This is a genomic window from Bradyrhizobium sp. LA2.1, assembly GCF_040547725.1.
GTDB lineage: Bacteria > Pseudomonadota > Alphaproteobacteria > Rhizobiales > Xanthobacteraceae > Bradyrhizobium > Bradyrhizobium barranii.
In genome coordinates this window covers 100,785-123,806 of sequence record NZ_JBEPQI010000002.1, presented here as the reverse complement: position 1 = coordinate 123,806, position 23,022 = coordinate 100,785, and the positions used below count along the sequence as shown (strand labels likewise).

The window sequence follows — 23,022 nt, the reverse complement described above, 5'->3', positions numbered from 1 at the left end:
CGTGCGCTAGATCTCATGACTTGGAGGCGGAGACGCCAGCGGAGAGCCGCTCGGCATAGTCGATGGCCTCGATCAGGCTGTGCTCGTTGGCAATGCCCTTGCCGGCAATGTCGAAGGCGGTGCCATGATCGACGGAGGTGCGGATGATCGGCAGGCCCAGCGTGATGTTGACGCCGGAGAGCTCCTGCCAGCGGCCGGTCGCGGGATCGACCTGGAAGCCCAGCAGTTTGACCGGGATGTGCCCCTGGTCGTGATACATCGCGACCGCAGCATCGTACTGGCCGGCGCGCAGCTTGACGAAGATGGTGTCGCCGGGCACCGGGCCGACGACGTCGAGGCCATCGGCGACGGCCTTGGCAATCGTCGGTGCCGAAACGTCGATATCCTGCCGGCCGAACAGACCGCCCTCGCCGGCATGCGGATTGAGCGCGGCGATCGCAATCTTCGGCTTGGCGATACCGAGCCGCAGCAAGGCCTCGTTGGTGAGATCGATCACCATGCGCAGACGCTCCGGCGTCAGACGCTTCGGCACGTCTTCCAGCGCCACGTGGGTCGAGACATGGCTGACGCGCATGTTGCCGTGGGCGAGCAGCATCACCGACCCGCGCACGCCGGTGAGGTGCGCCAGCATCTCGGTATGGCCAGGGAAGTGATAGCCGGCCTTGTTGAGTGCTTCCTTGTTGAGCGGCGCGGTGACAATCGCGGAGGTCCGCCCGGCCTGGGTCAGACGCACGCCCTGCTCGATCGCCTTGTAGGCAAAGCGGCCGCCATCGGCGCTCAAGACGCCGGGCTTGATCGGGGTGCCCTCGACATCCGCCTGGAGGAAACAGAGGTTCGGCCAGTCAGCATCGTCGGCACTCACCTCCGGAATCGCAACGGCAGCGCCGAGCGCTGCCTTGGCACCCTCGAGCGCGGCGCCGCTGCCGATGATCAGGATGCGCAGATCGCCTGTCGCGATCCGGTCCTTCAGCCCGAGGCAGGCCTTGACGATGATCTCCGGGCCGATCCCGGCCGGATCGCCCATGGTAATGGCAAGATGACGAGAGGTCATGTCGGGCTCCCCGTATTGAGCAAATGATTATCCCGGAGCAGATCGCGCCACAGCTCGCTGGTGCCGAACGCGCCGGATTTCGAGATGACATCCACGCCGGCCCAGCGGCCGCCTTGCAGAATCGAGCGCGGCAGCCCCGGCACGATACGCCCCGTCACCTGGAGCGCATGCGCGCCGAGCGCAACGCATACGGCCTTCAAGGTCTCGCCGCCAGCAACGATCAGGGTTCCGGGCGGATTGAGCGCCGAAATCAGCGTCGTCAGCTCGCGCGCGATCCGCTGGGCAGCCTCGGCGCGCGAAAGGCCATCCGCGAGCGCGAACTTCACCAGCGCCACGCCATCGTCAGCCAGCTTGCGTTGAACGCCTGCGCCCCCCTCACCTTCGGCCAACGCGATGGTGGCTTCGCCACATGCTGCGAGCTGGGAGGCGGTGGCGGCCTGGTCGGAACCGAACAGCCCAAGCACCGGCCGCTTCAGCCGGCTCGGCGCATCGGCGCGATGGCCGCGGGCGAGCGCGCCGGCCAGCCCGCCGCTTCCGCACCAGAGCACGGGCCCCGGCATCTGCCCCGCCATTTCGACGACGTGATCGAGGTCGATGTCGCTCTCGGCATCGAACACCTGAACGCCACCTTGCGCGAGCGTGTCAGGGCCGCCCTGCCGTGCATCGATACCTTCCAGTTTCAATTGGTCCAGCAGGTTGTCGCCGACGCGATGCCAGTCCCCCTGTACAGTGCGCGCGAATTGCTGGCCCTCGACGGTACGGCGTCCCTGATAGTCGAAGGCTGGTGCGACCACGCATGACGCCCAAGGGCCGCCGCGCAGGTAGGCACCGAGCTCGGCCGCCCAGGCACCGCGGAGCAGGCTGTCGACCTTCTTGTAGGCGATCGTCCCACCCTGAAGCTGCGGCGCCAGCCGTCCGACGATCTCGACGCTGTCGGCTTTCGACCGCTCGCGGGTGCCGCTGTCGATCGCGAGGCTTTGCGCGCCCGGAGCCGCGGGCGAATCCGCCCAGGTGACGTCGAACGGTCCGCACAGGCCGACGAACTCCGCCGCGGTGTCGAGCGCGCCGGTGAGATCGTCGGCAAGCAGGCGCACGACCGTCATCGTCATGCTGCTCCCGCGCCAAAGATCTTGCCGGGGTTCATCAGGCCGTTCGGATCGAGCAAGCGCTTGATGCCGCGCATCAGCTCGATATCGAGCGGATCGGCGACACGGGCCAGCCGGACGCGATTGGTGATCCCGATGCCGTGCTCGGCACTGATCGCCCCGCCCTGCGCTGCGGTCTCATCGTCGACGATCTCATTGATTTGCGCCACCAGGGCGGCGGTCGTCGCCGGCTCCTGACAATGCGCACGGTCGATCAGGGCGATCACGTGGATGTTGCCGTCGCCGATATGGCCATGCATCACCACGCGGGCATGCGGTACCGCGGCCATAATTCGCGCCTCGACATTGGTGACGAAGTCCGCCTGGCGCTCCAGCGGCACAACGCTGTCGTGCGAGACGACATAGCCGCTGCGCTTGTTGCCTTCGGACACGCTGTGCCTGACGGCCCAGATCGCTTTCGCCTGCGCGAGGTTGGAGGCCAGGATGACGTCTTCGGCGATGCCGGCCTCCATCGCATCCGCCAGCGCCGTGGCGAGCGGCTCGTCGAGATCGACGCCCGCGAGCGTGTCCGTCAACTCGACGATCAGGTACCACGGCGTCGTCAGCTCGAACGGAATGGTGACATGCGGCACGGTCTCGGCGATCGCCTCGATCTGCGAACGCGACATGATTTCGAGGCTGCCGAGCCGGTCGCCGACCATACCGCGCAGGCGCTGCATGATCTCGAGTGCCTGCGCGACACCCTGCAATTTCACCAGCGCCAGCGCCGAGCTGCGCGGCGGCGAGAACAGTTTCAGCACCGCCGCGGTGACGATGCCGAGCGTGCCTTCCGCGCCGATGAAGAGCTGCTTGAGCGCGTAACCCGTGTTGTCCTTGCGCAGCGCGCGCAGGCCGTTGAAGATACGCCCGTCGGGCAACACGGCTTCGAGCCCGAGCACGAGATCGCGCGTCGGGCCGTAGCGCAGCACGGCCGTGCCGCCGGCATTGGTCGAGATGTTGCCGCCGATCTGGCAGGAACCCTCGGCACCCAGGCTCAAGGGAAAGTAGCGATCGACGCTACGCGCCGCATTCTGGACCTCGGCGAGAATGCAGCCGGCCTCGACTGTGATCGTATTGGCGAGCGGACTGACGTCGCGCACGGCTCGCATGCGGTCGAGCCGGATCACGACATTGCCCGCGTGATCGTCCGGCGTCGCGGCTCCGCACATGCCGGTGTTGCCGCCTTGCGGCACGATCGCAAGGCGCCTGTCGGCGCAGTATTTGACGACGGAGGCGACCTCGGCAGTCGAGCCGGGCTTCACCACCGCGACCGCGCGGCCGCGATAGCGCCCGCGCCAGTCCACCACATAAGGCTCCTGGTCAGCTCCGGACGCGATGACGTGCTTGTCGCCGACGATCGCGGCGAGCCCGGCCAATGCATCCTGGAATGAGTCGGACATCAGATCGCCTCTTCGTCCGTACCGAGCTTAGGCGGAGGCTGCGAATGCCGCAGCATTCGCAAGCAGCTCTTTCAGCTGGTCCGGCGGCAGGGACTCCAGCGGCGGCCGCAGCCGCTGCCAACCGGCATGCTTGGTGCGATCAGCCGCAAGCGCCTTCAGCGAGGCCATCTGCGGAAATTGCGAGACCAGCTCGCGCGCCTTCACGATGCGCGCCTGCGCCGCCTTGAGCGCAGGATCGTCGTCGCTGTCGCCAAAGTGCTTGAAGACATAGGCAAGACTGCGCGCGACGACATTGGAGGTCGCGGTGATGCAGCCCGCGCCCCCCTTGCGCAGCAGCGGCAGCATCAACGGATCGGCGCCACCCAGGACCGCGAAGCCCGGGAAGCGCTCGACCATCGCGGTCATGTTGGCGAAGTCACCGGACGAATCCTTGATGCCCGTGAACGTGGCCGGATAGGCCTTGCGCAGCCGCCCGATCAGCGCATGCGAGATCGGCTGCGCCGACATCTGCGGGTAGTGATAGAGGACGACTTTCAGGCGCGCATCACCGATGCGCTGCACCACCTCGCTGTAGGAGGCGAAGATGCCGTCATCTGTGACGTTCTTGTAGTAGAACGGCGGCAGCATCACCACGGTGTCGACGCCGACCGAGAGGGCGTGGCGCGTCAGCGCGATGGTGTCGCTGAGCGCGGCAACGCCGGTGCCGGGCAAAAGCCGCCGCGGCGCGATGCCGGCGGCCACGACCGCCTCGAGCAGCGCCGTGCGTTCCGCCACCGAAAAGGAGTTTGCCTCACCCGTCGTGCCCAGCATCGCGATGCCGTCGCAGCCTTCGTCGAGCAGATAGCGACAATGGTCCACGAAGCGCGCATGATCGGGAGCAAGCTCGGCGTCGAGCGGCGTCAACGCGGCGGAGAACACGCCATGAGGGTGCAGCGATGATGTCGACAAAACTTCCTCCGATCGTCAGAACGATGTTGTTCGGAATACGAACATTTGTTATTTGCTGGTGCAGTCGTAAAATCAGCCCGGCCCGACGTCAAGGGCATGGCTGTCATGGTGGGGCATTCGAGCATGGCCAAGGTCGCAGGGAAGGCCGCGAAGCGCGTATCGGAAACTAGCGCCAAAAATCCCAAGAATTATGTCGCCTCCGTCGGCAAGGCCTTTGCCGTGCTCAAGAGTTTCACCAGCGAAACCTTCGAGCTGACCCTGAGTGAGATTGCCGCACGGGCTGATCTCGATCGCGGGACGGCGTTCCGCCTGATCCAGACCCTGACCGAACTCGGCTATCTGCAGGCCGTTCCGCAAAGCCGCCGGTTCCGTCTCGGCGTCGCCTGTCTCGACCTCGGCTACACCGTGTTGTCGCGCGGCTCGTTGCGGCCGATCGTCGAGCCGCTGCTGCGCGACCTCATCCCTGATGTCGGCGATGCGGCCTCGCTCGGCATTCTCGATGGCGGCGACGTGGTCTATCTCGCGCGCGTCGGTGCCGGCCTCGACCGTCACAAGATGGACCGCCGGCCGGGCACGCGGATCCCCGCCTACAGCGCCGCGCTCGGCCATGTCATGCTGGCGCATCTGCCACGCGACCAGCAGATCGAGCGGCTCGAGTTGCGTCCTCGCGTCAAACTGTCGGAGCGAACGCTGACCGATCTCGATGCACTGCTCGCCCGGCTCGATCAGGTGAAGAAAAAAGGCCATGCCGTCTCCGACGGCGAGAATGCCTATGGCCTGCGCACGCTGGCAACGCCGATCTTCGACGCTCAGGGTTTTGTGATCGGCGGCTTGAGCGTCACGGTCGATGCGATGCGCATGGACATGGCGGCCTTTCGCGACCAGGCGTTGCCGCGGCTGATGCAGGCGACGGCCCATGTCCAGGATCTCGCGATCAAGTCGGGATTGACGAGCTGAGTGCGGTGATGGCGATTAGATCACGATGTGATCGAAGTCGGCGGCGATCCGCGTATTCGGAAACACCCTTGTCGCTTCGGCCAATATCTCTTCATCGTCGTACCGTCCCGACATGTGGACCAGCACGAGCTGCTTGACGTTGTTGGCAGCGGCAAACGAAGCGGCTTCGGTCGCCGTGAGATGGCCGTAGTCCCGCGCGGTCGCGGCGTCACGATCGAGGAACGTCGCCTCGATCACCAGCATGTCGGCGTCGGCGACATGTCGAGATAGACCATCCGTGGTTTCGGTGTCGCCGACCACGACGAGCTTCCTGCCGCCGCCCGGCGGGCCCAGGACGTCCTCCGGATCGATGGTTCGACCGGCGATCACGACCGGCCGTCCGGCGGCCAGCTCTCCGCGCATCGGCCCGTCCGGGACACTGAGCGACGCAAGCCGCTCGCGCAGAAGGTGGCGGCGCGCGGGGCTTTGGAAAGAGAAGCCAAAGCTGTCGGTGTCGCGGTGGCGAACCGGAAAGCAGTCGATGGTGAAGTCGCCGGCATCGATGACTTGCCCCTCGGTCAGCGGTGCGAACGCCACAGGGATCGGCGCCCTGCCCGCGCCCCACAAGCCCGCGAGCATGCGAACGACGATGTCGAGCGTGCCCGGGCCCGCATGAACGGTCATCACGTCCGAGGTCTGCCGCAACCCCAACGTCGAGAAGAGACCGGGGATGCCGAGCACGTGATCGAGATGCCCGTGCGTCAGCAGGATGCGGTCGAGCCGGCGAAAGCCGGCGCCGCTGCGCAGCAACTGGCGCTGCGTGCCCTCGCCGCAATCAACCAGGATACGCTTGCCCGCGGCCTCCACCAGGAGGGCCGGATGGTTGCGCTCCACGGAGGGAACGCTTGCCGAGGTGCCGAGGAATGTCAGGGCGAACATGGTCGTCAGCGTCCAGAGACGGGCCTCTCCCCGACAGCACCGCAACGGTCCGCACGGTGGATGGCCTCACCGTCCCCAATGCCATGCGAGCAGCAGCGCGTACAGGCCCATCGAGCCCGCATAGAGCGCGGCAAGCAGTGCATATCCCACGATCTGGCGACCAAGCGCAGCCTTCGGCCTGATCCACCAGTCGAGCGCCCTGAAGGCGGCCGGCACGAGAAACCAGCCGAGCAACTGGGTACTCACGAGATTGCCGACGAACAGCGACAGCCAGACCGGCACGCCGTGGCTGTCGATCAGCGGCGCGCTGACGAAATAGCCCCAGAGATAGACCACGGGATAGAGCACCAGCAGGACGATGAGGTTGCTCTTCCAGATCAAGCCAGGCCCTTGCTCCGGCGCCTGCGTCTTGCCGGCCGGGAACCAGAAATTGAAGCCGTAGCTTGCCCGCTTCACGTTCATGCCGGCGTTGAAGCGCGCGCCTTCCCCAAGCAGCGTCTGCCGCAAGGGCGAGTCCAGCCATGCGTTGAGGTTGGCATCGCTGTCGAACGACAGGATGACGATCCACTCGTCGTGCAGGCCCGGGATCGGCCGCTCGATCTTGTGACGCAGGAACCCCCTGAACTCAGCCTCCGCGGCCTGGATGCGCTGCTGCCATTTGAGGAACGCATCCTCGAGTCCATCCGGGACCTTGAAGGAGATGACGGCAGAAACCGCGTTGTCACGCTGAACGCCGGTGTCGGGAAGGATATGGACGTCCTCCGACCCGACGAAGAAGCGCTGCACGTCCGCGATCAGCCGCGCCCGTACATCGCTCTGAAGCCAGGCGCGGGCAGCGGCCGGGTTCGCGAAACGCAGGATGGTCACCCAGTCCACATGCGCCGGCGGCTGCGGCGGCACGACCTCCTGGCTGAGGAAGCCGGGCCACGCCTTCAGCGCCTCGCCGATCTCGCCGTTCCACCGCGCGAACGCGGCAAAGCCGTCGTCGGTGATGCGACGCTGGATGACGAGGGCGACCGGCTGGGCCGCTGGATCCGGAGATGCGCTCATCGCGACCGTTCGCTTCAGCTCTGCTTGTAGAGACGCTTGCCCATCACCCAGGTCTCGTCGACGCAGCGGTCGTCGCCGACCATCATGACGGCGAACAGCATGTTCGCAGCGTCGTCGACCGTGCGCGGACCAGCACCGTCGGCGATCAGCGACTGGTGCCAGGGTTGCGCCAGCTGGCCGCCATTCGGATCAAGTGCGACGAAATCGGCTTCCTTGCCGGGCTCGAAATTGCCGAGCTTGTCGTCGATATAGAGGCCTTCGGCGCCGCCGAGCGTGACCGACCAGAAACCGCGATAGGGCGACAGCTTGTTGCGCTCGGCCTCGGCGAGGTCCTTGCGCGCCGGATCGATGCTGCCGTCGAGCATCGTGTTGTTGCACATGCCGACCTTGTAGGCGTCGTCGAGCACGGAGATCATCGAGAAGCGGTTGCCACCGCCGACATCGGTGCCGAACGACATCTTCACCCGATGCTCGGGATCGGTGGCGCGACCGAGACGGAACAGGCCGCTGCCGAGGAACAGGTTCGAGCACGGGCAGAACACCACCGCGGCGCCCTTCTTCGACATGCGGCGGAACTCGTTGTTCGAGAGATAGACACCGTGGCCGCCGGAGAACTTTGGCCCGACCAGGTCGAACTTCTCGTAGACGCCGAGATAGTCCTGGCAGTCCGGATGCTCGACCAGCACGCCACTGCACTCGGCCGGATTCTCGGAGATGTGGGTGTTGACCCAGCAGTCGGGATGCTCGTGCTTGAGGCGCTGACATGCCTTGAGCAGCTCCGGCGAGGCGCCGAAGGCGAAGCGCGGCGTGATGGCGTAGAGGTTGCGGCCCTTGTTGTGGTACTGCGCGATCAGACGCTTGCTGTCGCGATAGAAGTTTTCGGGCGTGTCGATGAACTCGGCCGGCGCGTTGCGGTCGATCCCGGTGAGACCCGCGATCACGCGCATGTTGCGGCGGGCCGCTTCCTCGAACAGCTCTTCGGTCGCGACCGGCGAGGAACTGGTGAAGGCCTGGCAGGTGGTGGTGCCGGCGGCGAGCAGTGCGTCGAGAAAACGCTTCACGCCGTCGCGCGCGTAGTTGCGATCCTTGTACTTGATCTCCTCGGGGTAGATCGACTTCTGGAGCCACGGCAGCAGCTGTTCGCCATAGGCGCCGAGCACGCGGGTCTGCGGCAGATGGATGTGGCCGTCGATGAAGCCCGGGACGATGATGCGGTCCTTGATATGGGTGATCTCGACGCCCGGATGCGCGGCGGCAATCTTGTCATGGGGACCGAACGCCTTGATGACGCCATCCGTGACGACCATCAGACCGTCCTGATGGAAACGCGCGGCCGCCTGCTCGTTGCCGATGTGCTTCCAGGGATCGTCGACGAAGTCGAAGAACGTGCCGCGAATACCAGCGGTGGTCATGAATGGGTTCCTTCCTTAGGTCTGTGTGGCGTGGCGCGCCGAAGGCAGCGAGATCGCAAGCAGCGTCCCTGCGACGGCGCAGAGGCCGAGATAGAGCCAGCCGATCGGCGCCTGGGTCGCTTCAGGCAACACCGCCGCGATCGCCATGGCGCCGCTCACCGCGAGATAGCAGAGCGCGCTGATGAGGCCGCCGATCAGGCCGTGGTCGCGCTCGAACAGGCCGAGCGCCATGCCGTACATCATCGGGCACAGCACGCCGCAGCCGCCGAGCACCAGCGCGCCGCCGATCGTGATCGACATAAAGTCGAGACCAAGCGTCATGCCGGTCGCGGTGAGGACCGCGGCACCCGCGACAAACAGCGCGAAGGCGCCAAAGCCCATCACGCGGGCCGGCATGAAGCGCGCGAAATGCGCGCAGCCGAGCTCGCCGGCGAGATTCACGCCGCCAAGGCCGAGCGCGACGAGGCCGTAGATGGCCGCGGAGTAACCGAGGCCGGTCTGGTAGAAGAACGGCGCGACGACGCCGAACGCCAGTTGCGCGCTGGCCGCGGCGGCGAACACCAGCACGAAGGCCAGGAAACCCGGACGGACGAGCGCTTCGCGGAGAATGCTCGCCGTGCGGCGCGGATCGAACGGCGCACGTCGCTCGGCCGGCAGCGTCTCGGGCAGAAGCAGCACGACAATTGCGGCGACGATCGCCGCGGCGATGGCGATGATGACGAAGACCCCGCGCCAGGACGTCAGCTCGACGATGAAGCCGCCGGCCGCCGGTGCGAGCACGGGTGCAAGCCCCCAGGCAGCACCAAGCAATCCCGAGATCGCCGTGAGCTCGCGGCCGCGAAAGCAGTCGGCCGCAACCGCATAGGCGACGACGAGGCAGGTGCAGCCGCCGACGCCCTGCAGGAAGCGCAGCGCGAGCAGCAGCGATGCGCTGGTGGCGAGCGCACAGGCGATGCTCATCGCGATGAGAACCGATAGCCCCGCAAGCAGAACGTTACGGCGGCCGAGCGTGTCGGAGGCGATTCCAACGGGCACCAGCGCCAGACTCATGCCGAGCATGTAGGCGGTGACGGTGTTCTGCATCGACGCGGAATCGGTTGCGAGATCCACCACCATCTGCGGCAGGCCCGGCGTATAGGCATCGAGCGGAATCTGACTGAACGGCACCACGCATAGCAGGATCGGCACGATCCCGCCCTTCGCGCGACCAGCGTCCGAAGCAACTGCAGTCATGGCTCACGCCCCCTCGATGCCCGCGGGTCCCGTCTTTTCGTGCGCGCAATAAGAGGCGACGATGCAGGTTGCGGATATTGACGCGCGGAGCGTGCCAGAACTGTGTATAAAAACTCTTAGGAGGCCCGCTTCAATGCGGGCGGCTGATGCTCTGGTCCTCGCTGCCTGGGGCTGCTCCAATAAAAAATGCGAAAACAACCCCATGCACAGTACAAATCATTGAAGAATTTTGCTCCGGCATCGCGCGAGCCTGGCCCCCGAGGACGTTGGACACGTCGGGCAACACAGGCGCAGGATTGCACCATCCCCGCTTGTGAATTCCCGCCGCACAGACGCCATTAACCGTTCGGAAGGCATCGCCGTTTCGAGCGCAGGGTCGGCATCGGCCAGGCGCAAATCAAAGCAAAAAGCCCTTGAGAGCTCCAAGAAACTGCCGCGGCGATTGAAGCTGCGGCACGTGCGCGCAGCCTGGAATGACCTTGAGTTCGGCGTGCGGCAAACCGGCGGCCAGCTCGTGCGACATTGGCGGAGGCGTCGCTTCGTCGTGCTCACCGACCAGAACGAGGGCAGGAACTTTCACCGCGGCAAGTTCGGCGCGGAGATCGAGGTTTGCCAACGCGTCGCATGCGCTGCGAAACACATCGGGATCCGTCTGCAGAAAAGCTTCACGACGATCCCGCATCAGTTCGGGATGCCGCTCCTGAAACTCGGGCGCAAACAAGCGTCGCATCGCAACGTCAGTGATCGCCTCGAGGCCCTTGTCCCGCGAGACCCTCGCCATGTTGCGAAACGCCTCGCGGCCGGGCTCCGAGAACGCCGCGCCGCAATCGGCGAGAACGAGCTTGCTGGCGATCTCCGGGTGCCGGATCGCCATCTGCAAGGCGACGAAGCCGCCATAGCCATTGCCGAGCACGATCGCCGGCGCACCGCCCGCAGCCTCCTTCACGGCCTCCGCCATCCTGTCCGCGACAGCGACGAGCCCGCCCTCGACCGCGCGTGAACGGCCGAACCCCGGCAACTCCGGCACGATGGTGCGAAACGATCCCTCAAGCTCGGGCACGATCGCATCGAAGCTCGCACGGTCCGACAACAGCGAGTGGAAGAGAAACAGCGGCGGCCCATCGCCCGATTGCGCGGCGTTGACGGTCCCGTTGGCAAGAAGCCTGTCCATGTCCGGTCTTTCCTTAACTTCGTCGGCGGGATCACGCCCGTTTGCGTGCCGTGGAGGCCCCCGATTGATAAATCAACTGTCAGGGAATTCAAGCATTTGGCTCTTGACGTGAAATATCAGGATTGCCAAATTGAAGCCAACGAGGTCCCTAGAATCATGCTTTTGCGCGAAAACATCTACGATCTTCTCCGATCTGATATTTTAGCCTGCCGCTTCGCTCCGGGCGATGAAATGCGGGAGCAGGATCTGGCCGAACGCTATTCGGTGAGCCGCCAACCGGTTCGGGATGCGCTTTTGAGGCTGCAGCGCGAGCACCTGGTCACGGTGCAGCCGCGCCAGGGCTACCGGGTCACGCCGATCTCGCTGTCGGACGCCCGCGACCTCCTGCGCTTCCGTCTTGCGCTGGAGCCGGCCTGCGTCGCCGAGGCGATCGAGAGCGCTCCCGACAGCGTCCTGAAATCGCTCGATGAATTTCGCCGCTTCTCCGGCAACCACGAGGACTTCATCGCCTACAACCGCGGCTTCCATTCCGCGCTAGCTCATGCGTCCGGCAATCGCCGCATGGCGACGGCGCTGTGCGACCTGATCGGCCAGGCCGACCGGCTGGTCCGCGTCAGCGTGTCCAATCTGAAGGGTCACGATCCGGCAAAGCTCGTCGCCGAGCACGTCGCCCTGATCGACGCCATGCAGAGCCGCGAAACGCGAACCGCGGCGCGCATCATCAAGGCCCATATCGGGGCCACCGAAAAACGCGTTCTGCCGGCGCTCAAGCGCAACGCCGTCATCGTCGAGGAGAGATCATCATGAACATTCCATCGAAACCCGCGTCGATCGACGTCGAAACCCATGGCAATTTCATCGACGGACGTGAAGTCGAAGCCGGCAACGGCGCGATGCTCGACGTCCGCAATCCCGCGACCGGCGACGTCATCGCCCGCATCCCCAATTCGACCGCCGAGGACATCGACCGCGCGATGAAGAGCGCCCGCGCGGCGTTCGAAGGCAAAGCCTGGGGCGGCATGGACACGCGCGCGCGCGCCAGACTGGTCAACAAGCTCGCCGATGCTTTCGAGGCCAATCTCGACAGCCTGTACCGGCTGGAAACCCTCAACAACGGCCGGCCGGTCAACGAGACCCGCGCCCAGCTCTCCCGCCTGCCCGACTTCTTCCGCTACTTTGCCGGTGTTGCGCTGGCGCGTCGCGACTCCGTCATCCCCGTCGAGGGCGCCTATCTGAACTATACGCTTCGCACGCCGATCGGCATCGTCGCCAATTGCACGCCGTTCAATCATCCCTTGATGATCCTGTGCAAGTCGCTGGCCGTGGTGCTGGCGACCGGATGTGTCACCGTGGTCAAGCCGTCCGAATACACGCCGCTGACGACGCTGAAGCTCGCGCAGATCTTCACCGAAGCCGGCCTTCCGCCCGGCGTCTTCAACATCGTGCTCGGCCTCGGCCAGAGCGCGGGCAAGATGCTGTCCGAGCACGGCGACATCAACAAGCTGGTCCTGACCGGCGGCACCGAAGCGGGCCGCATCGCCGGCAGCGCGGCCGCAAAAGTCTTTGCGCACCAGACCATGGAGCTCGGCGGCAAGACGCCGGTGATGGTGTTCGACGATTTCGACGTCGACCGCGCCGTCAACTACGCCGCATTCGGCGCCTTCATCGGCGCGGGACAGACCTGCGTCTGCGCCTCGCGCCACATCGTCCAGGCCTCGATCTATGACGAATTCGTCGAGAAACTGCAGGCCAAGACCCGCACGATCCGCGTCGGCGATCCCTTCGATGCGAACACCCAAATGGGCCCCGTGATCTCCGCTCGGCAGCGCGACCGCGTTCTCACCTACGTAGGCTACGGCCACGAGGACGGCGCGCGTCTGGTCAACGGCGGCGTTGCCGCGAAGGTGCCGGGTCACGACAACGGCTATTTCGTCGAGCCGACCGTGTTCGCCGACGTCACATCCGACATGCGCATCTTCCAGGAGGAAGTGTTCGGTCCCTTCACCTCGGTGACGCCGTTCAAGGACGAGGCCGATGCGCTGCGGCTTGCCAACAACTCGCCGTTCGGCCTTGCTGCGGCCATCCGCACCCGTGACGTCGCCCGCGCGCACCGCGTCGCCGCCTCCGTCAAGGCCGGCATCGTCTGGATCAATGATCACCACCGTCTCGACCCGGCCTCGCCCTGGGGTGGCGTCGATGATTCCGGCATTGGCCGCGAATGCGGCACCGAGAGCTTCAACGACCACTTCAACACCAAGAGCGTGATGGTCGCGACCCACGAGCAGCCGTTCGACTGGTATCGGGACACAGCCAACCAACAGCGCCTGAACTAGCAACAAACGACGAGCGGCCGACCGCCCATAGAAGGCGGGCCGCATCGACCAGAACAACAGTCAGGGGAGAGCGTATATGTCGACATTGGTGAACGCAGGCAGCCGTCTGGATCGGCTGCCGATCGGGCCATTCCACCGCCGCATCATGCTGCTGATCGGCATCGGAATGTTTTTCGACGGTTTCGACATCTATATCGCCGGGACCGTGCTCAGCGTCACGCTGAAGACAGGCTTTTCAACCCTCGCCCAGAACGCGGTTTTCATCTCCGCGACCTTCGTCGGCATGATGCTGGGATCATTCGGCACCGGCTTCCTCGGCGACCGCTACGGACGCCGCTTCACCTATCAATTCAATTTGCTCCTTTTCGGCGTTGCCTCCCTGGCCGCGGCGTTCTCACCGAACATGGCCTTCCTGATCGCCTGCCGCTTCGTGATGGGCGTTGGGCTCGGGGCGGAGAACGTCGTCGGCTATTCGACGATGACGGAATTCGTGCCCGCGCGCACCCGCGGCAAATGGCTCGGCTTCACCACCGTGTGCGTCGTCACCGGTTTGCCCGTGGCGCTGTTGGTCGCGTCCGTGGTGGTGCCGCAATTCGGCTGGCGCTCCATGTTCGTGCTCGGCGGCGTCGGCGCGCTCGTGGTGTGGTACATGCGCAAGTCGCTGCCGGAATCGCCGCGCTGGCTGGAAGCCGTGGGACGCACCGCCGAGGCGGAAGCGCTGATGCAAGCCATCGAGAAGGAAGCTGCGCAGGGTCAGCCTCTGCCTCCTCCCGCGGCCACGACACCGGTCCCGGCATCTGCGGATCTCGGCACGCTGTTCACCGCGCCCTTGCTGTCGCGGATGATCGTCGGCGCCGTCTGCCTGATCACGATCAACACTCTGCTCTATGGCTTCGTGACCTGGCTGCCCGTGTTCTTCGTCAAGCAGGGCCTCTCGATCGCGACCTCGTTCGGCTATTCGCTGCTGATGGCGCTCGGCGCGCCCGTCGGCTCGGCCATCGGCGCGCTGACCGCCGACCGCTGGGGCCGCAAGCCGACCATCATCGGCGCATCCCTGATCACGGTGGCGCTCGGAATCCTTTACCCCATGATCTCCGATCCGATCCTGCTGCCGGCTGTGGGCTTCGCGCTGACGGTACCGATCTACGTGCTGGTCGCCCTTCTGTTCGGCATCTATATCCCCGAGCTGTTTCCGACCGAGGTCCGCCTGCGCGCCTCCGGCATCGTCAACACGCTGGGGCGCGGCGCCACGATCGTCACACCGTTCCTCGTCGTATCGCTGTTCGAGACGCGCGGCGTGGCCGGCGTGATGGCGCTGATGATCGGACTGCTGGTGGTGCAGATCATCACGGTCTGGGCGCTGGGCATCGAGCCGCGGCATCGTAGCCTCGAGGAGCTCAAGGCGGAAGAGTCTGCTTCGCCGGTGCTGAAGGAAGCTTCCTGAGGCTCTCCACCGCGTCATGGCCGGGCTTGTCCCGGCCATCCACGCCTTGTGACGCCGCACTGAGAACGTGGATGCCCGGGACAAGCCCGGGCATGACGACCAGATGCGATAGCGTCGTAGCCCGGATGAAGCGATAGCGTAATCCGGGTCATGCATCCGCGTCGGGATATCTCCCGGATTGCGCTGCGCTCCATCCGGGCTACAAGGTCTCAGTCGGGATACAATGGAGCTCGTGATGACCGCAGATGCCGCTGAGCTGGACTACGGCTCGATCAGCACACTTCTGACCGCCCTGCACGCTCGCAAAGTGTCCGCGTCCGACTTGCTCGCGCATACGATCGCGCGCATCGAGGCGCTGGACGGGCGGATCAACGCGATCATCGTTCGCGATTTCGATCGCGCGAGAGAGGCCGCACGCGCCGCCGATGCCGCGTTTGGCCGCAGCGAGCGGCTGCCGCTGCTCGGCATTCCCGTGACCCTCAAGGAACCGTTCAACGTCGCCGGCCTGCCGACGACATGGGGCTTCCCGCATTTCAAGGACTTCCAACCGGCGGAAGACGCCCTTGTGGTCTCGCGGTTGAAGGCGGCAGGCGCCATCATCATCGGCAAGACCAATATCCCGATCGGCTTGCGGGACTTCCAAAGTTACAACGACATCCACGGGACGACGAACAACCCGTGGGACCTCGGCCGGTCACCCGGCGGCTCCTCGGGCGGATCGGGCGCGGCGCTGGCGGCTGGTTTCGGTCCGCTCTCGATCGGCTCGGACATCGGCGGCTCGATCCGGGTGCCTGCGCATTTCTGCGGTGTGTTCGGACACAAGCCGAGCCTCGGCCTGGTGCCTCTGCGCGGCTACAGCCTGCCGCCGGCACTGCCCGTCCCCGGCCAGGGCGATCTGGCTGTCGTCGGGCCGATGGCGCGCACCGCCTCCGACCTCGCGCTGTCGCTCGACGTGATTGCCGGCCCCGATGAGACACGCGACGGGATCGGCTATCGCCTTGCGCTACCCGCGCCGCGGCACAACGATCTCAAGGACTTCAGGATCCTCGTGATCGATACGCATCCGCTGATGCCGACGGGCGATGCCGTGCGTTCAGCCATCGGGCGACTGGCCGAGCGGCTCGACAAATCTGGCGCGCGGGTCGCGCGCGCGAGCACGTCACTGCCCGATCTCGCCGACTCCGCGCGGCTCTACATGAAGCTGTTGAACGCAGCGAGAAGCCCGCGCCTGACACCGGCCGCTCTCGCGGAGGCGCAAGGAATTGCCGCGGCACTCTCGGCCGACGACCGCAGCCTGCAGGCCGAGCGCGCCCGCGGCTGGGGCATGATCCATCGCGAATGGCTGGCGACCGACGCGGCGCGCCTGCAGTTGCAGCAGCGGTGGCAGCAGTTCTTCCGCGAGTTCGACGCCGTGATCTACCCGGCCGCCGCCGTACCGGCCTTTCCGCATGACCAGTCCGAGCCGTTCGACGCGCGGCAACTGGACATCGACGGAAAGCTGCACCCTTACGCCGATGCGTGCTTCATCTGGGCGGACCCGGCCTCGACCTGCGGACTGCCGGCGACCGCCGTCCCGGTCGAACGAACGCCGTCGGGCCTTCCAGTCGGGGTTCAGATCATCGGGCCGTACCTCGAGGACCGCACGACGATTGCGCTCGCCGGGCTGATCGAACGCGAGTACGGCGGCTTCGTCCCGCCGCCGTCGCTCCTATCCTCAAATTGACAACGGCCAGCGGCCGTCACGTTCTGTCGGCCGACTGCGCCTCGACCGCCTGCACGGCAACGCTCGCGACCTGACGCAGCGCCTCGCGGTCGGATCCTGAGGACGCCATCACGCCCATGCCGACCGAGACGGCCGAGACGTAGCGCGCGAGCGCGGCGGGATCAGAGCTCGGCTTGAGATCGCCTTCGGCCTTGGCGCGAACAAAGCGGTCGCGGAGCTGGTCTTCATTTTGGGCGCGGCGGGCGGCGAGCTCGAAGGGGACGTTCTCGGAGCCGCTGCCGCAGGCGATGCCGCCCTGTACGAGCAGGCAGCCGGGCGGATTGGCGGGATCGGTCTGCTTGTCGGCGATGCCCATCAGCATCCGCTCGGCGACGTCGCGGGCGGTCGGTGCGGCGACCACCTCGTCCATCCAGACGCCCCGCAATTTGGTGTAACGGTCGAGCGCGGCCTTGAGCAGGCCTTCCTTGTTGCCGAAGCAGGCGTAAAGGCTAGGCGGATTGATGCCCATGGCCTCGGTGAGCTGGGCAATGGTGGCGCCCTCATAGCCATGGCGCCAAAACACTTCCATCGCCTGGTCCAACGCCGTTTCGGCGTCGAATTCGCGGGGGCGTCCCATGCCCATGTGCCTGTCTCCTCGGAATTCACGTTCTGCCTGAAGCTTAACGCCGAATCCTATCTATTTGTTCTAGCTTTATTTTCTCTGCCGTCTTCCAATTCTTGCGGTATGCCGCTACAATTTTCTTAGTGAATGGTACATAAGTATCTTGCACTGCGACATCCAGCTCCACATCTGTAGTGAACACTACATATCTGGAGCGCGCAAATGCATCCCTCGCAAAACTCCCCCCGCACCGGCCGTTTCCGCCGCCTCCTCGGCGGCGTTGCCATCGTGGGCGCCCTCGCCGTGGCCGGCTCGATCGCGACCGGCCATTACTTACGTGCCGCGCAGGCGACCGCAACGGCCGCCGCTGCCGAGCAGGCCGTCCCTGTCACGGTCGCGCTGATCGAACCGAAGCAGACCGTGCTGTGGGACGATTTCTCCGGCCGGCTCGAGGCCATCAACCGTGTCGAGCTTCGTCCCCGCGTCGCGGGTGCGATCCTTGCGACCAACTTCACCGAAGGCGCGCTGGTGAAGGCCGGCGATGTGCTGTTCAAGATCGATCCGGCGCCTTACGCCGCAGAGGTCGACAAGGCCAATGCCCAGCTCGAGGCCGCCAAGGCGCGCGTCGTGTTCACCCAGAGCGAGCTCGAGCGCGGCGCGCAGCTGGTCGGCAACGCCGTGGTCACACGGCGCGACTACGACCAGCGCGACAATGCCAATCGCGAAGCCATCGCCAACGTGAAGGCGGCCGAAGCGACGCTCCAGACCGCAAAGCTCAATCTCGACTACACCGAGGTGCGCGCGCCCGTGGACGGCCGCGTCGGCAAGTTCGAGATCACCGTCGGCAATCTCGTCGCCGCCGGCACCGCCTCCCCGGTGCTGACCTCGCTGGTGTCGGTCAATCCGATCTACGCCTCGTTCGATGCGGATGAAGAGGTCGTGCTGCGCGCGCTGAACTCGATCGCGGATGCCTCCGGCAAGCGCGGCAATCTCGACCAGATCCCGGTGGAAATGACGACATCCGGCGGTCTCTCGGCGAGAGGTCATATCCAGCTGATCGACAACCAGGTCAACGGCCAGAGCGGCACCATCCGAGTCCGCGCGGTGTTTCGGAACGAGGACGGCCGTCTCATCCCCGGCCAGTTCGCCCGCGTACGCATGGGCCAGCCGAAGCAGCAGACGCTGGTGATGATCGACGAGCGCGCGATCGGCACCGACCAGGACAAGAAGTTCGTGATGGGGGTCGGCGACGACAGCCGCGCGGTCTATCGGCCGATCACACTCGGCGGATCGGTCGACGGCCTGCGCATCGTGACGGCGGGACTGAAGCCCGGTGATCGCATCATCGTCAATGGCCTGCAACGCGTGCGTCCGGGTGCGCTCCTCAAGACGGAAGTCGCGGCGATGGGTGCGCGTGGACCGCAGCAGGCCTCCAACCACAGCAACCAGGACGTGGTGCAACGCTAGTTACATCATTCCGGACCGCGTGCCCGGAATAACGACGTCATAGAGCTACCAAGACATCGCATCTCGATTCCGGGTTCGCGGGTATTTCCCGCGTCCCGGTAACGGGAGAGCTGTCTCTCTTGCAGGGGCAAGGCCATGAATCTCTCAAAGTTCTTTATCGACCGTCCGATCTTCGCCGGCGTGCTGTCCGTCCTGATCTTCCTCGCAGGCCTGATCTCGCTGTTCGCGATGCCGATCTCCGAATATCCGGACGTGGTGCCGCCCTCGGTGCTGGTGCGCGCGACCTATCCCGGCGCCAACCCCAAGGTGATCGCCGAGACGGTGGCGACCCCGATCGAGGAGCAGATCAACGGCGTCGAAGGCATGCTCTACATGTCGAGCCAGGCGACCACTGACGGCGCCATGACGCTGACGGTGACGTTCCGGCTCGGCACCGACCCCGACAAGGCGACACAGCTGGTGCAGAACCGCGTGCAGCAGGCCGAGCCGCGCCTGCCGGCCGTGGTGCGCCAGCTCGGTATCATCACCAAGAAATCGTCCCCCGACCTCACCATGGTCGTGCATCTGCTGTCGCCGAACAACCGCTACGACATGACGTATTTGCGCAACTATGCCGTGCTCAACGTCAAGGACCGGCTGGCGCGTATCGACGGTGTCGGCGACGTCCAGCTCTACGGCGCCGGCGATTATTCGATGCGGGTCTGGGTCGATCCGCAGAAGGCGGCCGAGCATGGCCTGACCGCAAGTGACATCGTCAAGTCGATCCAGGCACAGAACGTCGAAGCCGCCGCCGGCGTCGTCGGCTCGTCGCCGAACGTCAGGGGTATCGACCTGCAAATGTCCGTCAATGCGGAAGGACGGCTTGCGAACGAGGAGCAGTTCGGCGACATCGTGGTCAAGACCGGCACGCGCGGTGAAGTGGTGCGGCTACGCGACGTCGCGCGCATCGAGCTCGGTGCCTCCGAATACGGCCTGCGCTCGCTGCTCGACAACAAGCAGGCCGTGGCGATCCCGATCTTCCAGGCGCCGGGCTCCAACGCGCTGGAGATTTCCGACCACGTCCGCGCCACCATGGCCGAGATCAAGAAGAACATGCCGGAGGGCGTGTCCTACCAGATCGTCTACGATCCCACCCAGTTCGTGCGCTCCTCGATCGAGGCCGTCATTCACACCCTGCTGGAGGCGATCGCGCTGGTGGTGCTGGTCGTGATCCTTTTCCTGCAGACCTGGCGCGCTTCCATCATTCCACTGCTGGCAGTGCCGGTGTCCATCGTCGGCACCTTTGCGGTGATGCATCTGTTCGGCTTCTCCATCAACGCGCTCAGCCTGTTCGGCCTCGTGCTTGCGATCGGCATCGTCGTCGACGACGCCATCGTCGTGGTCGAGAACGTCGAGCGCAACATCGAGGGTGGCCTCTCGCCGCGCGACGCCACCTACCAGGCGATGCGCGAGGTCTCCGGCCCGATCATCGCGATCGCGATGGTGCTGATCGCGGTGTTCGTGCCGCTGGCCTTCATCTCCGGCCTCACCGGGCAGTTCTACAAGCAGTTCGCGCTGACCATCGCGATCTCGACCGTGATCTCGGCCGTGAACTCGCTGACGCTGTCGCCGGCGCTGTCGGCGCTGCTGCTCAAGGGCCATAACGAGCCGAAGGACCGGCTGACGATCATCATGGAAAAGAGCCTCGGCTGGTTCTTCCGCGGCTTCAACAAGGCATTTACGCGCTCTTCGGACAATTACAGCGGCACCGTCACCAAGGTGATCTCGGGCAAGGCCGCGGTGATGGGCCTCTACGTGGTCCTGGTCGGCGTGACCGCTTTCCTGTTCCAGCAGGTGCCGAGTGGCTTCGTGCCGGGTCAGGACAAGCAATATCTCGTCGGCTTCTCACGACTGCCCGATGGTGCGGCGCTCGATCGGACCGAAGAGGTGATCCGCAAGATGAGCGACATCGCGCTGACCCAGCCCGGTGTCGAGAGCTCGGTCGCGTTTCCGGGTCTGTCGATCGCCGGCTTCACCAACTCGTCCAATGCCGGCATCGTGTTCTCGACGCTGAAACCGTTCGACGAGCGCAAGGGTCCGGCCCTGAGTGGGAACGCCATCGCGGCCGACCTCAACAAGAAATATTCCGGCATCCAGGAAGCCTTCATCGCCATGTTCCCGCCGCCGCCGGTCAACGGCCTCGGCACCATCGGCGGCTTCAAGCTGCAGATCGAGGACCGTGCCGGTCTCGGCTATGAAGCGCTGAACGAGGCGACGAAAGCGTTCATGGCGGCGATGCAGAAGGCGCCGGAGATTGCCGGCGTGTTCTCGAGCTTCCAGGTCAACGTGCCCCAGCTCTTCGCCGACATCGACCGCACCAAGGCGCTTCAGTTGGGCGTGCCCGTGACGGAGGTGTTCAACACGCTGCAGATCTATCTCGGTTCCTACTACGTCAACGACTTCAACAAGTTTGGTCGCACCTACTCCGTCTATGTCCAGGCCGACGCGCCGTTCCGCGCCCGCGCCGACGACATCAGGCAGTTGAAGGTGCGCTCGTCCTCCGGCGACATGGTGCCGCTGTCGGCGCTGCTGACGATCCGCCAGAGCGCCGGACCTGAGCGTGCGATCCGCTACAACGGCTTCCTGTCGTCCGACATCAACGCGGCGGCTGCTCCCGGCTTCTCATCGGGCCAGGCGCAGGAGGTCGCGACTCGGATCGCGGCGGAGACGCTGCCGCCGGGCTTTGCCTTCGAATGGACCGACCTGACCTATCAGGAGTTCATCGCCGGCAATTCCGGTCTCTGGGTGTTTCCGCTGGCGATCCTGCTGGTGTTCCTGGTGCTGGCGGCGCTCTACGAGAGCCTGACCCTGCCGCTCTCGATCATCATGATCGTGCCGATGGGGCTGTTGGCAGCGATGTTCGGCGTCTGGATCTCGAAGGGCGACAACAACGTCTTCACCCAGATCGGCTTGATCGTGCTGGTCGGCCTCTCCGCCAAGAACGCCATCCTGATCGTCGAATTCGCGCGTGAGCTCGAATTCGCGGGACGCACGCCGATCCGGGCCGCGATCGAGGCGAGCCGCTTGCGGCTGCGTCCGATCCTGATGACGTCGATGGCGTTCATCATGGGCGTCTTGCCGCTCGTGCTCTCGACCGGCGCGGGCTCGGAGATGCGGCGCGCGATGGGCGTCGCGGTGTTCTCCGGCATGATCGGCGTCACCGTGTTCGGCCTGTTCCTGACGCCGGTGTTCTATGTGCTGCTGCGGACCGTCACCGGCAACAAGCCGCTGGTGCATCACAGCAGCGACACCAGCGCGGCGCCGGTCCAGGGTCTCAAGCACGAAGGCGCAGGCCACTAGATCAGGGAGATCCCCGAGAGCAACAACAGAACGAGCACGGTCTTGCGAAAGACCGTCTCGTTGACCCGGTGAAAGGCGATCACACCGAGTGCTGAGCCGGCGAACAGCGCCGGCAGGCTGATCGCGAGGTCGACGAACATCTTCGACGATAGATCCTGGTGCCCGACCAGCAGCGCGATCGCGAAGACCTGCATCGCGGCGATGAACGGCTGCACCAGGCCGCGCTGCTCGCTCTTGGGCATGCCGCGCATGTCGCACCAGATCGTGGGGATCGCGCCGGGCATCGCGGTGAGGCCGCCGACCAGCCCTCCCCCGAACCCGATCAGTGCGACCCAGGGCCGGCCGACTGCCTCACCGGCCGTCACAAGCGTCGGCCGCAGCAGCATGTAGGCCGCATAGAGCGCGACGATGATGCCGAAGCCGCGCCGGAGCAGATGCGTGTCGGTGCTCTGCAACAGCGACACCGCGATGGGAACGCCGATCAATCCGCCGACGATCAGCAGCAGACTGCCCTCCCACCGGATGCTGCGCCGAAGCGCCCATAGATTGGTGGCCTGCACGCCGATGCTGCACGCCATCATCAGCGGCACGGCTTCCAGCGGCTGAAACACGCGAAGCAGAATCGCGCCGGCCACGGCCGAGAACGCGAAGCCCGAGAGCCCCGAGACGAAGGCGCCGGCGAACACGGCGACGCTCACGAGAAGGCTGGTCGTGATATCAGGCACGATGCGTTCTCCGGCTCAGTCGTAGGGTGTCTGCGTCGCCGGGACATCGGCAGTCCCGGTGCAGAGCTCCGCATCGTGCGAATTCAGGAGAGGCCGAGAGACCGG

18 protein-coding genes are annotated in these 23,022 nt (G+C 65.4%); 7 read left to right on the top strand and 11 right to left on the bottom strand.

Features of this window, described 5'->3' with window-relative positions:
- Nucleotides 1-13 precede the first annotated feature (13 nt).
- From pdxA to ABIB95_RS03465, 4 genes are read right to left on the bottom strand one after another with little or no spacing between them, the layout of a single operon-like run.
- Nucleotides 14-1,051: a 4-hydroxythreonine-4-phosphate dehydrogenase PdxA gene (gene pdxA, locus ABIB95_RS03480; protein WP_354237920.1), complete on the bottom strand. Its 1,038-nt coding sequence runs from the start codon at nt 1,049-1,051 to the stop codon at nt 14-16.
- Nucleotides 1,048-2,154: a four-carbon acid sugar kinase family protein gene (locus ABIB95_RS03475; RefSeq protein WP_354238148.1), complete on the bottom strand. Its 1,107-nt coding sequence runs from the start codon at nt 2,152-2,154 to the stop codon at nt 1,048-1,050. The genes pdxA and ABIB95_RS03475 overlap by 4 nt, the downstream gene beginning before the upstream one ends.
- A 2-nt stretch (nt 2,155-2,156) precedes the next feature.
- Nucleotides 2,157-3,596, bottom strand: coding sequence for an FAD-binding oxidoreductase (locus ABIB95_RS03470; protein ID WP_354237919.1), 1,440 nt, complete (start codon nt 3,594-3,596; stop codon nt 2,157-2,159).
- Nucleotides 3,597-3,623: 27 nt separating this feature from the next.
- Nucleotides 3,624-4,544: a dihydrodipicolinate synthase family protein gene (locus ABIB95_RS03465; protein ID WP_354237918.1), complete on the bottom strand. Its 921-nt coding sequence runs from the start codon at nt 4,542-4,544 to the stop codon at nt 3,624-3,626.
- A 123-nt stretch (nt 4,545-4,667) separates the two neighbouring features.
- Between ABIB95_RS03465 and ABIB95_RS03460 the strand changes: the two genes are divergently transcribed.
- Nucleotides 4,668-5,501 carry an IclR family transcriptional regulator gene (locus tag ABIB95_RS03460; RefSeq protein WP_354237917.1) on the top strand — a complete coding sequence of 278 codons (834 nt, stop codon included), beginning with the start codon at nt 4,668-4,670 and terminating at the stop codon, nt 5,499-5,501.
- 15 nt (nt 5,502-5,516) lie between these two features.
- Here ABIB95_RS03460 and rnz read toward each other — a convergent pair whose 3' ends face one another.
- From rnz to ABIB95_RS03435, 5 genes are all read right to left on the bottom strand, one after another.
- Nucleotides 5,517-6,419: a ribonuclease Z gene (gene rnz, locus ABIB95_RS03455; protein ID WP_354237916.1), complete on the bottom strand. Its 903-nt coding sequence runs from the start codon at nt 6,417-6,419 to the stop codon at nt 5,517-5,519.
- 66 nt (nt 6,420-6,485) lie between these two features.
- Nucleotides 6,486-7,469 (bottom strand): antibiotic biosynthesis monooxygenase, encoded by a 984-nt coding sequence (locus tag ABIB95_RS03450; RefSeq protein WP_354237915.1) that lies wholly within the window; start codon nt 7,467-7,469, stop codon nt 6,486-6,488.
- A 14-nt stretch (nt 7,470-7,483) separates the two neighbouring features.
- On the bottom strand, nt 7,484-8,881 hold the full coding sequence (guaD, locus tag ABIB95_RS03445; RefSeq protein ID WP_354237914.1) for a guanine deaminase: 1,398 nt from the start codon (nt 8,879-8,881) through the stop codon (nt 7,484-7,486).
- 15 nt (nt 8,882-8,896) lie between these two features.
- On the bottom strand, nt 8,897-10,114 hold the full coding sequence (locus tag ABIB95_RS03440; protein WP_354237913.1) for a multidrug effflux MFS transporter: 1,218 nt from the start codon (nt 10,112-10,114) through the stop codon (nt 8,897-8,899).
- A 397-nt stretch (nt 10,115-10,511) separates the two neighbouring features.
- Complete coding sequence (locus ABIB95_RS03435; protein WP_354237912.1) at nt 10,512-11,285, bottom strand: alpha/beta fold hydrolase; 774 nt, start codon at nt 11,283-11,285, stop codon at nt 10,512-10,514.
- Nucleotides 11,286-11,441: 156 nt separating this feature from the next.
- Between ABIB95_RS03435 and ABIB95_RS03430 the strand changes: the two genes are divergently transcribed.
- From ABIB95_RS03430 to ABIB95_RS03415, 4 genes are all read left to right on the top strand, one after another.
- Complete coding sequence (locus tag ABIB95_RS03430) at nt 11,442-12,092, top strand: GntR family transcriptional regulator (RefSeq protein ID WP_028146609.1); 651 nt, start codon at nt 11,442-11,444, stop codon at nt 12,090-12,092.
- Entirely contained in the window at nt 12,089-13,618 is a 1,530-nt protein-coding gene (locus ABIB95_RS03425; RefSeq protein WP_166352433.1) for an aldehyde dehydrogenase, read from the top strand. Before ABIB95_RS03430 ends, ABIB95_RS03425 begins: the two co-directional genes overlap by 4 nt.
- A 76-nt stretch (nt 13,619-13,694) precedes the next feature.
- Nucleotides 13,695-15,062: an MFS transporter gene (locus ABIB95_RS03420; protein ID WP_354237911.1), complete on the top strand. Its 1,368-nt coding sequence runs from the start codon at nt 13,695-13,697 to the stop codon at nt 15,060-15,062.
- A gap of 235 nt (nt 15,063-15,297) precedes the next feature.
- Nucleotides 15,298-16,785, top strand: a complete 1,488-nt coding sequence (locus ABIB95_RS03415) for an amidase (protein ID WP_354237910.1) — start codon at nt 15,298-15,300, stop codon at nt 16,783-16,785.
- A 16-nt stretch (nt 16,786-16,801) separates the two neighbouring features.
- Here the strand turns inward: ABIB95_RS03415 and ABIB95_RS03410 are convergent, their stop codons facing one another.
- A complete protein-coding gene (locus tag ABIB95_RS03410; RefSeq protein WP_247307282.1) occupies nt 16,802-17,407 on the bottom strand; it encodes a TetR/AcrR family transcriptional regulator in 606 nt (201 codons plus the stop codon).
- Between the two features lie 201 nt (nt 17,408-17,608).
- On the opposite strand from ABIB95_RS03410, the gene ABIB95_RS03405 reads away from it, so the two are divergent.
- Nucleotides 17,609-18,853, top strand: coding sequence for an efflux RND transporter periplasmic adaptor subunit (locus tag ABIB95_RS03405; RefSeq protein WP_071915009.1), 1,245 nt, complete (start codon nt 17,609-17,611; stop codon nt 18,851-18,853).
- 135 nt (nt 18,854-18,988) lie between these two features.
- Nucleotides 18,989-22,192, top strand: a complete 3,204-nt coding sequence (locus ABIB95_RS03400; RefSeq protein ID WP_354237909.1) for an efflux RND transporter permease subunit — start codon at nt 18,989-18,991, stop codon at nt 22,190-22,192.
- Here ABIB95_RS03400 and ABIB95_RS03395 read toward each other — a convergent pair.
- A complete protein-coding gene (locus tag ABIB95_RS03395; RefSeq protein WP_354237908.1) occupies nt 22,189-22,917 on the bottom strand; it encodes a sulfite exporter TauE/SafE family protein in 729 nt (242 codons plus the stop codon). The two genes, ABIB95_RS03400 and ABIB95_RS03395, sit on opposite strands and share 4 nt — an antisense overlap.
- Between the last annotated feature and the right edge of the window lie 105 nt (nt 22,918-23,022).

Excerpts from the sequence above, each read along its gene's own strand:
- ABIB95_RS03450 (WP_354237915.1), bottom strand. The coding sequence starts at position 7,469 with ATGAGCGCATCTCCGGATCCAGCGGCCCAGCCGGTCGCCCTCGTCATC.
- ABIB95_RS03420 (WP_354237911.1), top strand. The coding sequence starts at position 13,695 with ATGTCGACATTGGTGAACGCAGGCAGCCGTCTGGATCGGCTGCCGATC.
- ABIB95_RS03430 (WP_028146609.1), top strand. The coding sequence starts at position 11,442 with ATGCTTTTGCGCGAAAACATCTACGATCTTCTCCGATCTGATATTTTA.
- ABIB95_RS03405 (WP_071915009.1), top strand. The coding sequence starts at position 17,609 with ATGCATCCCTCGCAAAACTCCCCCCGCACCGGCCGTTTCCGCCGCCTC.
- ABIB95_RS03460 (WP_354237917.1), top strand. The coding sequence starts at position 4,668 with ATGGCCAAGGTCGCAGGGAAGGCCGCGAAGCGCGTATCGGAAACTAGC.
- pdxA (WP_354237920.1), bottom strand. The coding sequence starts at position 1,051 with ATGACCTCTCGTCATCTTGCCATTACCATGGGCGATCCGGCCGGGATC.
- ABIB95_RS03440 (WP_354237913.1), bottom strand. The coding sequence starts at position 10,114 with ATGACTGCAGTTGCTTCGGACGCTGGTCGCGCGAAGGGCGGGATCGTG.
- ABIB95_RS03435 (WP_354237912.1), bottom strand. The coding sequence starts at position 11,285 with ATGGACAGGCTTCTTGCCAACGGGACCGTCAACGCCGCGCAATCGGGC.
- rnz (WP_354237916.1), bottom strand. The coding sequence starts at position 6,419 with ATGTTCGCCCTGACATTCCTCGGCACCTCGGCAAGCGTTCCCTCCGTG.
- ABIB95_RS03410 (WP_247307282.1), bottom strand. The coding sequence starts at position 17,407 with ATGGGCATGGGACGCCCCCGCGAATTCGACGCCGAAACGGCGTTGGAC.
- ABIB95_RS03475 (WP_354238148.1), bottom strand. The coding sequence starts at position 2,154 with ATGACGGTCGTGCGCCTGCTTGCCGACGATCTCACCGGCGCGCTCGAC.
- ABIB95_RS03415 (WP_354237910.1), top strand. The coding sequence starts at position 15,298 with ATGACCGCAGATGCCGCTGAGCTGGACTACGGCTCGATCAGCACACTT.
- ABIB95_RS03470 (WP_354237919.1), bottom strand. The coding sequence starts at position 3,596 with ATGTCCGACTCATTCCAGGATGCATTGGCCGGGCTCGCCGCGATCGTC.
- ABIB95_RS03400 (WP_354237909.1), top strand. The coding sequence starts at position 18,989 with ATGAATCTCTCAAAGTTCTTTATCGACCGTCCGATCTTCGCCGGCGTG.
- ABIB95_RS03425 (WP_166352433.1), top strand. The coding sequence starts at position 12,089 with ATGAACATTCCATCGAAACCCGCGTCGATCGACGTCGAAACCCATGGC.
- guaD (WP_354237914.1), bottom strand. The coding sequence starts at position 8,881 with ATGACCACCGCTGGTATTCGCGGCACGTTCTTCGACTTCGTCGACGAT.